Below are 12,276 nucleotides of genomic sequence, written 5' to 3'. Positions count from 1 at the left end.
CCGGAGCCGAAGGCAGCGGAGCAAGCTCCGCTCTACGGCGCGCGACGGGCACGGAAGACAACACGGGCGCTGCTGCTTGCATTGCTGCTGGCCCTGCTTCCGTCCATCGCGCACGCGCAGGCGGCGCAGGACCCGACGCCGCTGCAGTTCCACGACCGCGCCGAGGAACGGCGCTTCCGTGCGCTCGTCGCCGAACTGCGCTGCGTGATGTGCCAGAACCAGTCGCTGGCCGATTCCAACGCGCAGATCGCGCACGACCTGCGGCGCGAGGTGCTGGTGCTGATGCGCCGCGGCCTGGACGACGAGCAGGTGCGCCAGCACCTGGTCGACCGCTACGGCGAGTTCGTGCTGTACCGCCCGCGCGTCGGCACCAGCACCTGGCTGCTGTGGTTCGGCCCGGCACTGCTGCTGCTGGCGGGCGGCCTGGTCATCATGCGGCTCGTACGCCGCCGCCGCGGGTCGGCGGCGGTGCCCGAAGACGACCGGCAGGAATGGTGATGCACGTGTTTCTTGTCCTGTCGGCCGTACTGGCCATCGCCGTCGCCGCCATCGTCGCCTGGCCGCTGCGCGCGCAATCGCGGCGGCTGGCCATCGTCGTGGTCGTCGCGATGCCGGTGCTGGCATTATGCCTGTACGCGCTGGTCGGCACGCCGGCCGGGCTCGACCCGGCGCAGCGCGAGGCGCCGCGCACGCTGGCCGACGCCGTCGCCCGGCTCGAGGCCGAACTGGAGCGCGATCCGCGCCAGGGCGAAGGCTGGCGCCTGCTCGGTCGCGCCTATCGCGAGGAAGGACGCATGGCCGAGGCCCGCGACGCGTTCGCGCGGGCGGCGAAACTCGCGCCGGAAGACGTTGGCGCGCAGCTCGAGTACGCCGAATCGCGCGCCCAGGCCGATCCGCAGCGACGCTTCGATGCCGAGGCGATCGCGCTCCTGCAGCGGGTGCTGACGCTGGACCCGACGCAGGAGCGCGCGCGCCTGTTCCTCGGCATCGCCCAGCGCCAGGCCGGGCAGCATGCCGAAGCCGCGGCGACCTGGGAGCCCCTGCTGGCCACGCTCGGCCCCGAGGCGGCCGCGGGCCTGCGCGACCAGATCGATGCCGCGCGCGAAGCCTCCGGACTGCCGCCACTGCCGCCGGCGGACGCAGCGACGCCGGACGATTCGCCTGCCGCCGGCACGCATGCCGTGCGCGTACGCGTGACGCTGGACCCCGGCTTCGCCGCCCGCGTGCGCCTCGATCCCGAGGCCAGCGTGTTCGTGATCGCCCGCGTTCCGGGCGGACCGCCGATGCCGGTCGCGGTGCAGAAGCACCGCCTGGGCGAACTGCCGCTCGAACTCACCCTGGACGACAGCGACGGCCCGATGCCGGCGCAGAAGCTGTCGGCGCTGCCGGAAGTCGAACTGCTCGCGCGCATCTCCGCCAGCGGCAACGCCATGCCGCAGGCGGGTGATATCACATCCGAACCGGTGCGCATCGCCCTGCCCGCCCGGCAACCCGTCGAACTGACCCTGGGCACCTCTCCGTAGGAGTGCCCCATGGGCGCGATGCCGCGGGTGTCGGCATGACCCGGTGGATGCCGCGATTCTGGACCGGCAGGTACGCCGGTCGCCGGAATTTGCGGGCGGTGGGATTCCCGCGGCATCGCGCCCATGGGGCGCTCCTACGGAGGGTGACATCGCGGACTCCCGTTAAACTCCCCGCATGACCGAATTCATCCCTCCCGGCAGCCGCTTCCTCGATCTTCCCTCGCCGCTGCCGGTGAAACGCGGCGGTCTGCTGCACGGCGCACGCATCGCCTACGAGACCTGGGGCGAACTCGATGCCGCCGGCGACAACGCGATCCTGATCCTCACCGGGCTGTCGCCCGACGCGCACGCCGCCGCGCACGACGACGACCCCGCGCCGGGCTGGTGGCAGGCGATGCTCGGCCCGGGCAAGCCGATCGACACCGATCGCTGGTACGTGGTCTGCGTCAACTCGCTCGGCAGCTGCAAGGGCTCCACCGGACCGGCGTCGCCGCATCCCGATGACGGCCAGCCGTGGCGGCTGCGCTTTCCCGACCTGTCGCTCGAGGACGTGGCCGACACCGCGGCACTGGTGGTGCGCGCGCTCGGGATCGAGCGGCTGGCCTGCGTGATCGGCAACTCGATGGGCGGCATGAGCGCGCTGTCGCTGCTGCTACGGCACCCGGGCCTTGCCCGCAGCCACGTCAACATCTCCGGCGCCGCGCGCGCGTTGCCGTTCTCGATCGCGATCCGTTCGCTGCAGCGCGAGGCCATCCGCCTGGACCCGAACTGGAACGACGGCGACTACGACGACGCCACCTATCCCGAGAGCGGCATGCGCATGGCGCGCAAGCTCGGCGTGATCACCTATCGTTCGGCTCTGGAATGGGACGGCCGCTTCGGCCGCGTGCGGCTGGATTCGGACCGCCGCGACGACGAGGATCCATTCGGGCTCGAGTTCGAGGTCGAGAGCTACCTCGAGGCGCATGCGCGGCGCTTCGTGCGGCGCTTCGATCCCAACAGCTATCTCTACCTGAGCCGTTCGATGGACTGGTTCGACATCGGCGAGCCGGTCGGCGGCGACACCGACGCCGGACTGGCGCGCATCGAGGTGGAGAAGGCGCTTGCGATCGGCGTCGAGACGGACATCCTGTTCCCGCTGCAGCAGCAGCGGCAGATCGCCGAGGGGCTGCGCGCCGGCGGCGCCGACGCGCGATTCCTGCCGCTGCCGTCGCCGCAGGGGCACGACGCCTTCCTGGTCGACATCGAGCGCTTCGGGCCCGCCGTCGCCGGATTTCTCGCGGGAATCTGATCTCCAGCCATCGGCGCGGTGCTGTCTTGGCGTAGGAGCGCGCCATGCGCGCGATACCGCGGGCGCCGGCAGGATCCGGTGGATGACGCGATTCTGGACCGGCAGGCGCGCCGGTCACCGGAATTCGCGGGCGGCGTCATGCCCGCGGTATCGCGCGCATGGCGCGCTCCTACGGCGCTGCAGCGGGCCGGTTTCGCGCGATCAACTGCCCTGCCGCTGCCGCACCGCCTCGAACAGCACCACGCCGGTGGCGACCGAGACGTTCAGGCTCTCGAAGCCGCCCGGCATCGGGATCGCGGCCAGCCCGTCGCAATGCTCCCGCGTCAGGCGGCGCAGGCCTTCGGCCTCGCCGCCCAGCACCAGGGCGACATTGCCGCGCAGGTCCAGGCCGTACAGCGACGTGTCGGTATCGGCCGCCAGTCCATAGATCCACACGCCGAGCTTCTGCAGTTCGCGCAGCACCCGCGCCAGGTTGCTCGCGCGCACCACCGGCACGGTATCGGCGGCGCCGGCCGAGGTCTTGCGCACCGTGGCGTTGACCTGCACGGCCTTGTCCTTGGGGATGACCACGGCGGTCACGCCGGCCGCCGCCGCGCTGCGCAGGCAGGCGCCGAGGTTGTGCGGATCCTGCACGCCGTCGAGCACCAGCACCAGCGCCCGGCCCGCCGCCGCCTCGACCAGCGCCGGCAGTTCGCGCTCGTCCCAGGTCTTCACCGCGGCGTAGCGCGCGGCGGCGCCCTGGTGGCGCAGGCCGCCGGCGACGCCGTCGAGCGCCTGCTGGGCCACGCGGCGCACGTCGATGTCCTTGCGCCGGGCCTCGACCTCGATCGCGGACAGCCGCGGATTCTTTCCTCCGGCTTCCAGCAACACCTCGCGCACGTGCTCTGCGTCGTGCTCGATCGCGGCGGAAACGGCGTTGATGCCGGCAATCCAGTGGTGGTCCTTGCTCATGTGCCTCTGTCCGGAGATCCGGCGCGTATTGTCGCCGATGTGACGGCGCGCCGCCGGTCACGCAACGCGGCCCACGCCGGAATTCCAGCCAGCCGACCCGTAGAGCCGAGCTTGCTCGGCTGCTCTCGGCCCCGGAGCCGACACAAGGGCAGCGGAGCAAGCTCCGCTCTACGAAAGCGCGGACGAAGCCGTTCTTGCAGCAGGCGCCCGGTCGTTCCCGGTCTTGCTCATCAGGCATGGAGAGCCGGCCGCCATGGCCAGTCCTGCCGCCACGACTCAGTACTTGCGCTTGGGACGCTTCGCCGGTTTTCCGCGCGGCGGCGGCGGCGCCGTCGGCACCGGCTCGCCCGCCTCGACCAGGCCGAAGTCGATCTTGCGCTCCTCCAGGCTGGCCTTGAGCACCCGCACCCGCGCACGGTCGCCGAGGCGGTACTCGCGGCCACGGCGCTGGCCGGTCAGGGTCTTGCGGATCGGATCGAAGTGATAGAAATCGTGCGGCAGCTGGGTGACGTGGATCAGGCCGTTGACCTTGGACTGGTCGAGCTCCACGAACAGCCCGAAGCTGGTCACGCCGCTGACCACGCCGTCGAACTCGCCGCCGACGTGCTGCTCCATCCAGGCGGCCCGGTAGCGCTCGTCCACTTCGCGCTCGGCCTCGTCGGCGCGGCGCCCGCGTTCGGAGCACTGCAGCGACAGCGCCGCCATGTCGCGGGCGGAGTAGCGGAACGCCTGCGGCGGCTTGCCCAGCAGCGCGTGCTTGATCGCGCGGTGCACCAGCAGGTCCGGATAGCGCCGGATCGGCGAAGTGAAGTGCGCGTACGCCTCCAGCGCCAGGCCGAAGTGGCCGATGTTCTCGGGCGCGTACACCGCCAGGCTCTGGCTGCGCAGCAGCACCGACTCGATCAGCGGCCCGTCCGGCCGCTCGCGCACCTTGGCCAGCAGGCTGGTGAAATCCTTCGGACGCACCCGGCCCCAGGGCGGCATGCGCAGCTGGAATTCCTTGAGGAACTCCAGCAGGTCGGCGTACTTGGACTCGGGCGGCTTGTCGTGCACGCGATAGGGCGCCGGCACTTCCGTCTCGAGCAGGAACTTCGCCGCCTCGACATTGGCCGCGATCATGCACTCCTCGATCAGCTTGTGCGCGTCGTTGCGCAGCAGCATGCCGGCCTGCACCACCTCGCCGCGGTTGTCGAGGACGAACCGCACTTCCGAGGTCTCGAACTCGATCGCCCCGCGCCTGGCCCGCGCCTTCGCCAGCGCCTGGTAGAGCTGGTGCAGCTGCCGCAGCTGCGGCATCAGCGCGCCGACCTGCTCCTGGGCCTCGGCATCGTCCTCGCCGATCGCGTTCCACACCTGGGTATAGGTCAGGCGTGCGTGCGAATGCATCACCGCCTCGTAGAACTTCGACGAGCGCACGGTGCCGTCGCGGGCGACCTGCATGTCGCAGACGAAGCACAGGCGGTCGAGCTCCGGGCGCAGCGAGCAGATGCCGTTGGACAGGGTCTCGGGCAGCATCGGCACCACGAAGCCGGGGAAGTACACGCTGGTCGCGCGCAGCTGGGCCTCGTCGTCGAGCGGGCTCTCCGGGCGCACGTAGTAGGAGACGTCGGCGATCGCCACGATCAGGCGGAAGCCGTCGCGGTCCGGTTCGCACCACACCGCATCGTCGAAGTCCTTGGCGTCCTCCCCGTCGATGGTCACCAGCGGCAGCTGGCGCAGGTCGACGCGTCCGCCCGCGGACTTCATGTCGACCGTCAGCGGCACCGACGCGGCCTCGTCCAGCACCGCCTGCGGGAACTCGTGCGGCAGCTCGTGGCCGTGGATCGCCGCCTCCACCACCAGCGACGGCGTCAGTGCGTCGCCCAGGACCGCCAGCACGCGGCCGATCGGCGGGCGCCGCACGTCGGCGGCCTGCACGATCTCGCAGACCACCAGTTGCCCGTGCTGCGCGTCGAGCCGCGATTCGGACGGGACCTGCACGTTGCGCTGGATGCGGCGGTCGTCGGGCACCACGAAACTGATGCCCGACTCGACCGTGAAGCGGCCGATCAGGCGATTGAGGCGGCGCTCGAGCACCTCGACGATCACGCCCTCGCGGCGGCCGCGGCGGTCGACGCCGGACACGGCGGCCATCACCCGATCGCCGTGCATCGCCTTGCGCATCTCGTTGGGCGGCAGGAAGAGGTCGTCGCCGGCGCCGGTGTCGGGCCGCAGGAAGCCGAAGCCGTCGGGATTGGCGATCACGGTGCCGGGGATCAGGTCCAGCTGCGCGGCCGGCGCGTAGCCGCCGCGGCGGTTCTGCAGCAGTTGGCCGTCGCGCACCATCGCACCCAGGCGCTTGCCCAGTGCGTCGAAACGGTCCGGCGCGGTCAGCCCGAGCCGCTGCGCCAGTTCGTCCGCGGTCTGCGGGCCGTCGGCATCGGCGAGCAGCTGCAGGATCGCCTCGCGGCTGGCGATGGGATTGGCGTAGCGGTCGGCCTCGCGGTCGGCCTGGGGGTCGGTGAAACCACCGCCACTACGGCTTCCGCCCCCGGCGCCATGCTTGCCCTGCGTGGCGTGCGTGGGCCTGGACCTGGACTTCGGCTTCGCGCCGCGATCCGCGCCGCGCTCACCGGAACCCGCCGTCTCGGGCATCCACCCCGGCAGCTTCTTCGCCGCTTTCGGATTGCCGGCCGCGCGTTTGGATGTCGGCGATCCATTCGCGGTAGAGGTCTTCTTGCCGCGGCCACTGCCGCGCTTGCTGGGAACTTTTGCCATCGCCGGGATGGTACACGTGCTTCGTTCAGCCGGGCGTGATCCCGGGGACATTCGACGGCGCGGGAAGCATTGACAAGCTTCGTCCTGCAACGCAACATACGCGCCCTTGACCCGCCCAGGTGGCGGAATTGGTAGACGCACTAGCTTCAGGTGCTAGCGGGGGCAACTCCGTGGAGGTTCGAGTCCTCTCCTGGGCACCATGGGTCGAGAACAAAGAAAAACCCCCGGGCAATCGGGGGTTTTGCTTTTTGGGCACCCGGGGAATGCGCCGCCCCCGGCCCACGAAGGAATCGGACGGCGCGCGCCTGCTAGGCGCGCACGTCGCCTGCCAGATCAGGCGCGGCCAAGGGCGCGTCCGCGCCGCATCGGTGCGGGCAGTTTTTGAGACGCGCGAAGAAAGTTCGTCGAAGCCACACGCGTCGGCCGCGTCCGGACATCCCGACACCGCCACCGATGGCGCCCGTGCACCTTGTCCTCGTGGCGATTTGGCACGTCGGCCGCGCAGGAATTTCGCGCCGGGAAACTCCTGCAGATCACGCCGCGCTGTCGCAGCCGTTGCTAGCTTCTGCGCCGCGGCATCCCGCCGCTCTTCCGCACGCAAGCACCGGAGGCAACGCCATGGCCATCAAGACGCTCGAAGACTTCTTCGTCCATTCACTTTCCGACATCCACAGCGCCGAGAGGCAGCTCACCAAGGCGTTGCCCAGGCTCGCCAAGGCGGCCAGCGACCCGGACCTGTCGAGCGCGTTCGAAACCCACCTCGAGGAAACCAACGGCCAGATCGAGCGCCTGGAACAGGTGGCCAGCGCGATTGGCATCAAGATCAAGCGGATCAAGTGCGAGGCGATGGAGGGGCTGATCGGGGAAGGCAACGAGATCATCGACGAGGTGGCGGCCGGGCCGGTGCGCGATGCCGCCCTGATCGGCGGTGCGCAGAAGGTCGAGCACTACGAGATCGCCTGCTACGGCACGCTGTGCGCGCTGGCCAGGCAGCTGGGATACGAGGACGCGCTGGAGCCGCTTCTGGCGACGCTGGAGGAGGAGAAGGCGACGGACGAGAAACTCACTAGGCTCGCCGAGCAGGGCATGAACCAGGAAGCGGCTGCGGCCGCCTGAATCGCGCGGCGGAGCGGCGGGTACGGTTTCCATGCCACGCCCGCCGCAGACCTGCCGAAGCGTCGGGGTCGATCCGTCTCCATTCACGCTTGCACCTCCGCCGCTACACGCCTGATTAACCGCCTTGCGTCCAGTATCGAAAAGCCGTTTTCGCTCGTAGAGAGGGCGATCGAATGCAGCACTTCTAGAAGGCAACGCCGATGTCCATCGATTTCAACCACACCATCGTCTGGTCCAGGGACCGCGCCGTATCCGCCGCCTTTCTGGCCGAGATGCTGGGGCTTCCCGCCCCGGGCGAGTTCGGGCCTTTCCGGGTCGTCGCGACCGACAACGGCGTCAACGTCGACTTCGCGGACAAGCAAGGCGAGATCTCGACGCAGCACTACGCGTTCCTCGTCGGCGAGCCGGAATTCGACGAGATTCTCGGCCGCATTCGCGAGAAGGGGCTGTCGTACTGGGCCGATCCGGCGCAACGCAAGGAGGGCGAAATCAACACGCGCGACGACGGTCGCGGGCTGTACTTCAAGGACCTGAACGGACATCTCCTTGAAATCATCACCCGCCCCTACGGCAGCGGCGGCCAGCGGCCGTAAGCGATCCGATCGAGATGAAGTCCACTCCCATGCCGGTCCGCAATTACGTCGGTGAATTCCGCATCAATGCTTCAGCTGTCGCGCGATCCCGGCGCGCATCGTCACATGTTCACCGCGGGCGACGCGCTAGCGTGCCGCCATGTGATCTCGCGGCGATCGGTCGATACCGGGCAATTCGTCGTACAACACGGACACGCTTCGCCGATGAACCGCAAAGAGCTCGATAGCCGCCTCGACAGCCTGGCGCGCCACCTCCCGGCATTGCAGGATGCCCATCCCCGCGATACCGACTTCTGGTCGGCCTTCGGCAACGAGGCCGATGGGGTGAACGATCCCACCCTCAGCGCGGAGGATCTCGCCTACGCGCAGATGCAGATCGTGCTGATGCTCTCGTCCGCCCGCGACGGGTGATTCGCTCCCCCTCACGTAGGAGCGCGCCATGCGCGCTCCTACGTGAGGGGTATTGCAATGCGGGCACGAATGCGCCGCGCCCGTACAATGGCGGCTCGCGGCGGCCCGGCATCGCCTGACGCCGCGGGCCCCATTCTCCGTGCCCTTCCATGGACCAGACCCTCGCGGCCGAACCGCTGCCGCAACCTTCGGCCTCGCGCGCCGCGCAGGTCCGCCGCCTCGACGCGCTGGGCGCGCCTGCGCGCGGCCGCCTGCGCGCGGCCGGCGCCTGTACCGTGCTGGCCGGCTGGCTGCTGATCGCGCAGGCGGCGCTGATCGCGTTCGCGGTGCAACGGGCGCTGGTCGACGGCCACGATCCGGCCACGTTGTTGCCGACGCTCGGAGTGCTGCTCGGCGTCGGCATGCTGCGCGCGGGACTGGGGTGGGCCGCGCGCGAGTTCGCCGACGGCGCGGTCGCGACGATCCGCACGCAGCTGCGGCGTACGCTGGCGCGGCGCCTGTTCGCGGCGGGCGTACCCTGGTTGCGGCGCCAGCGCAGCGGCGCGTTGAGCGAACTCACCGGCACCCACATCGACGCCCTGGAGGGCTACTTCACGGGTTACGTGCCCGCACGCGTCGAATCCATCGCGGTGCCGCTGCTGATGCTGGCCGCCGCGTTCCATGCCGATGCGATCGTCGGCGCGGTGCTGCTGCTGACCCTGCCGTTGATCCCGTTCTTCATGATGCTGGTCGGCTGGAGTGCGGAGTCGGCCAGCCGCCGCCAGCTGCGGGCGCTGGCGCGGATGGGCGGGCATTTCGCCGACCGCCTGCGCGGACTCGGCCTGATCCGCGTGTACGGCCGCGGCGAGGACGAGCTGGCCGGCATCCATGACGCCGCCGAGGCGCTGCGCGCGCGCAGCCTGAAGGTGCTGCAGATCGCGTTCCTGTCGTCGACGGTGCTGGAGTTCTTCGCCTCGGTCAGCGTGGCGGTGATCGCGCTGTACCTGGGACTGAGCTACCTGGGCATGATCGACCTGCGCGCGGAACCGCTGACGCTCGGCATCGGCCTGTTCTGCCTGCTGCTGGCACCGGAATTCTATGCACCGATGCGGCGGCTGGCCGCGCACTACCACGACCGTGCCGGCGCGCTGGCGGCGCTGGAGGAGATCGAACAGTCAAGCCCCCCTTTGAAAAAGGGGGGTTGGGGGGATTTGCTGGGCGCCCAGCAGAGCCGCAGCCAAAGCAAATTCCCCTCATTCCCCCTTTTTCAAAGGAGGAGGGCAAGCGCCGAGAAACGTGGAGAAACCTCAACCCCTAGCCCCCCTTTTTCAAAGGGGGGGAATGCGGGGGCTCCGGCAATCGTCGTTCGCGACGTGGCGTTGCGGCACGTCGGCGCTGCCCGCGACGTGCTGCGTGGGCTCGACCTGACGATCGCTCCCGGCGAACACGTCGCCGTCACCGGCCCCAGCGGCTGCGGCAAGAGCACGCTGCTGGAAACCCTGGCCGGCTGGCTGCCGCCGTCCGCCGGCACGATGCGGATCGAGCCCGCGGCGCGGATCGGCTACGCCCCGCAGCGGCCGTTCCTGTTCCACGGCAGCCTCGCCGACAACCTGCGCCTGGCGAAACCGGACGCCAGCCCGGCCGAGCTGCAGGCCGCGGCCGATGCCGCCCAGGTACTGCGTTTCGCCGCGTATCTGCCGGACGGGCTGGACACGGTGATCGGCGAGCGCGGCTTCGGCCTGTCCGGCGGCGAGGCGCGGCGGGTCGCGCTGGCACGCGTCTACCTGCGCGATCCCGGACTGCTGCTGCTCGACGAGCCCACCGCCTTCCTCGATCCCGACACCGAACGCGCGTTGCTCGACGCGCTCGCCGACTACGCGCGCGGCCGCACGCTGATCATCGCCACCCACAGCCCGGCCGCGCTGCGCATCGTTGCGCGTGCGCTGCCGCTGCCGGCAATGCCGGAGACCGTGGAATGAACGCGCCGGCCGCCACCCTGGCGCAAGTGTTCCGCCGCCACGCGCTGCCGATCGCACTGGCGATGCTGCTGCTGTTCACCACGCTCGCCGCCGGCACCGGCCTGCTGGCGCTGGCCGGACACTTCCTCACCGCCGCCGCGCTTGCCGGCGGGCTGGCGGCCGGGTTCAACTTCTTCGCGCCGTCGGCCGGGATCCGCGCGCTGACCTTCGCGCGGATCGTGTCGCGCTATGGCGAGAAGCTGTTCGGCCACGACGTCACCCTGCGCCTGGCCCGCGACCTGCGGCTGTGGTTCTTCGCCCGTGCACTGCCGCTGGCGCCGCTGGGACTCGGGCGCGAACGGATCGGCGACCTGCTGTCGCGGCTGGTCGGCGACATCGACGCCGCCGACGGCCTGCTGGTGCGCGCGCTCGGCCCGCTGATCGCGTTGCTGGCGCTGGCCGTCCTGGTCGTGGCCGCGAGCGCGGCGGCCTTGCCGCCCGTCGGCGCGTGGATGGCGCTGGTGTCGCTGGCGTTAGGCGGCCTGGTGCCGCTGGCGGCGACGCTCGGCGCACGCGACACCGAGCGCCGCCGTGCGGAATCGCGGTCCGCACTGCGGCAGTCGCTGCAGGAAAGCCTGGAAGGCGCGGCCGACCTGGTCGCACTGGCGGCGGTCGACGCCCGCATGGACGCGATCGACGCCCACGCGCAAACATTGGCGCATCGCGAACGCCGGCTGCAACGACGGCTGTCGGCGGCGTCGCTGCTGCACGCGTCGATCGTCGCGCTGGCGCTGCCGGCCTTGCTGTGGCTGCTGCTGCGCGCGCACCACGCCGGCGAGATCTCCACGCCGGTCGCCGCTGCGCTGCTGTTCGCCGGCATCGCCCTGTTCGAGGCCGCCGCCGGCATCGGCCTGGCCTGGCAATCGCTGCGCGCCGCGCGCGCATCGCTGCAGCGGCTGCGCGCGATCGCCGGGGCCGCGCCGCCGGTGCGCGACCCGGACGCCCCGGTCACGCTGCCGGCCGTAGGCGCACTGCGGCTGGAAAGCGTGGGCTTCGCCTGGCGCGGCGCGGCGCCCCGGCGGGTACTCGACAGCGTCGACCTGATGCTGGTCCCGGGGCAGCGCATCGCCATCGCCGGCGACAGCGGCGCCGGCAAGTCCTCGCTGATGGCGTTGCTGCTGCGCCTGCGCGATCCCGATGCCGGCCGCATCCGCTACGGCGGCATCGACCTGCGGCAGGCCGCGCAGGCGGACTGGCACCGGCACGTTGCCTGGCTGCCGCAGGATGCGCCGGTGTTCGCCGGCAGCGTGCGCGAGAACCTGCGCATGGGCGATCCCGGCGCCGACGACGCGCGCCTGTGGGACGCGCTGGGGCGGGTGAGACTGGACGATGCGGTCCGCGCCCTGCCCGGCCGGCTCGACGCCTGGATCGGCGAGAGCGGCAGCAGTCTCTCGGGCGGGCAATCGCGGCGCCTGGCGCTGGCACGCGCACTGTTGCGCGACGCCCCGGTCCTGCTGCTCGACGAGCCCACCGAAGGCCTGGACACCGACACCGCGCACGCCCTGCTGCGCGATCTCGCCGACGCCTGCGCCGGGCGCAGCCTGCTGATGATCAGCCACGACGCCCTGCCGGACGGCGTGGTGCATGTGCACTACCGCCTGATGGCGGGCCGCCTGCACCCCTTGCCGCCTCCGTAG

9 protein-coding genes, 1 tRNA gene and 1 pseudogene are annotated in these 12,276 nt (G+C 70.9%); 9 read left to right on the top strand and 2 right to left on the bottom strand.

What is annotated here, in order from left to right; translation table 11 throughout:
* Window positions 1–87: 87 nt before the first annotated feature.
* The 3 genes from AB5T46_RS03935 to metX all read left to right on the top strand — a co-directional run bounded on the left by AB5T46_RS03935 (window position 88) and on the right by metX (window position 2,814).
* Window positions 88–498 (top strand): cytochrome c-type biogenesis protein, encoded by a 411-nt coding sequence (locus tag AB5T46_RS03935; RefSeq protein ID WP_370563090.1) that lies wholly within the window; start codon window positions 88–90, stop codon window positions 496–498.
* Window positions 498–1,523 (top strand): tetratricopeptide repeat protein, encoded by a 1,026-nt coding sequence (locus AB5T46_RS03930; RefSeq protein ID WP_370562555.1) that lies wholly within the window; start codon window positions 498–500, stop codon window positions 1,521–1,523. The genes AB5T46_RS03935 and AB5T46_RS03930 overlap by 1 nt, the downstream gene beginning before the upstream one ends.
* 175 nt (window positions 1,524–1,698) lie before the next feature.
* Entirely contained in the window at window positions 1,699–2,814 is a 1,116-nt protein-coding gene (metX, locus tag AB5T46_RS03925; protein WP_370562554.1) for a homoserine O-acetyltransferase MetX, read from the top strand.
* Between the two features lie 201 nt (window positions 2,815–3,015).
* On the opposite strand, the gene rlmB is transcribed toward metX, so the two are convergent.
* On the bottom strand, window positions 3,016–3,765 hold the full coding sequence (rlmB, locus tag AB5T46_RS03920; protein ID WP_370562553.1) for a 23S rRNA (guanosine(2251)-2'-O)-methyltransferase RlmB: 750 nt from the start codon (window positions 3,763–3,765) through the stop codon (window positions 3,016–3,018).
* A 276-nt stretch (window positions 3,766–4,041) separates the two neighbouring features.
* Window positions 4,042–6,270, bottom strand: a pseudogene (rnr, locus tag AB5T46_RS03915) (ribonuclease R); the annotation flags it as partial.
* A 365-nt stretch (window positions 6,271–6,635) separates the two neighbouring features.
* Between rnr and AB5T46_RS03910 the strand changes: the two are divergent.
* The 6 genes from AB5T46_RS03910 to cydC all read left to right on the top strand — a co-directional run bounded on the left by AB5T46_RS03910 (window position 6,636) and on the right by cydC (window position 12,276).
* Window positions 6,636–6,722: transfer RNA gene (locus AB5T46_RS03910), tRNA-Leu, on the top strand.
* Window positions 6,723–7,140: 418 nt separating this feature from the next.
* A complete protein-coding gene (locus AB5T46_RS03905) occupies window positions 7,141–7,638 on the top strand; it encodes a YciE/YciF ferroxidase family protein (protein WP_370563089.1) in 498 nt (165 codons plus the stop codon).
* A gap of 200 nt (window positions 7,639–7,838) precedes the next feature.
* Entirely contained in the window at window positions 7,839–8,231 is a 393-nt protein-coding gene (locus tag AB5T46_RS03900; RefSeq protein ID WP_370562552.1) for a VOC family protein, read from the top strand.
* Window positions 8,232–8,297: 66 nt separating this feature from the next.
* Window positions 8,298–8,642 (top strand): hypothetical protein, encoded by a 345-nt coding sequence (locus AB5T46_RS03895; RefSeq protein ID WP_370562551.1) that lies wholly within the window; start codon window positions 8,298–8,300, stop codon window positions 8,640–8,642.
* 149 nt (window positions 8,643–8,791) lie between these two features.
* On the top strand, window positions 8,792–10,600 hold the full coding sequence (gene cydD / locus AB5T46_RS03890; RefSeq protein ID WP_370562550.1) for a thiol reductant ABC exporter subunit CydD: 1,809 nt from the start codon (window positions 8,792–8,794) through the stop codon (window positions 10,598–10,600).
* Entirely contained in the window at window positions 10,597–12,276 is a 1,680-nt protein-coding gene (cydC, locus tag AB5T46_RS03885; protein WP_370562549.1) for a thiol reductant ABC exporter subunit CydC, read from the top strand. The genes cydD and cydC overlap by 4 nt, the downstream gene beginning before the upstream one ends.

Origin of the sequence: Luteimonas salinilitoris (assembly GCF_041300785.1) — a bacterium.
Taxonomy (GTDB): domain Bacteria; phylum Pseudomonadota; class Gammaproteobacteria; order Xanthomonadales; family Xanthomonadaceae; genus Luteimonas; species Luteimonas salinilitoris.
Note: the sequence above shows the minus strand (reverse complement) of the source record. Positions and strands in the feature narration are given on the sequence as shown.

Coding starts and splice junctions, on each gene's coding strand:
- AB5T46_RS03930 (WP_370562555.1), top strand. CDS start 498: ATGCACGTGTTTCTTGTCCTGTCGGCCGTACTGGCCATCGCCGTCGCC.
- metX (WP_370562554.1), top strand. CDS start 1,699: ATGACCGAATTCATCCCTCCCGGCAGCCGCTTCCTCGATCTTCCCTCG.
- rlmB (WP_370562553.1), bottom strand. CDS start 3,765: ATGAGCAAGGACCACCACTGGATTGCCGGCATCAACGCCGTTTCCGCC.
- AB5T46_RS03905 (WP_370563089.1), top strand. CDS start 7,141: ATGGCCATCAAGACGCTCGAAGACTTCTTCGTCCATTCACTTTCCGAC.
- AB5T46_RS03900 (WP_370562552.1), top strand. CDS start 7,839: ATGTCCATCGATTTCAACCACACCATCGTCTGGTCCAGGGACCGCGCC.
- AB5T46_RS03895 (WP_370562551.1), top strand. CDS start 8,298: ATGCTTCAGCTGTCGCGCGATCCCGGCGCGCATCGTCACATGTTCACC.
- cydD (WP_370562550.1), top strand. CDS start 8,792: ATGGACCAGACCCTCGCGGCCGAACCGCTGCCGCAACCTTCGGCCTCG.
- cydC (WP_370562549.1), top strand. CDS start 10,597: ATGAACGCGCCGGCCGCCACCCTGGCGCAAGTGTTCCGCCGCCACGCG.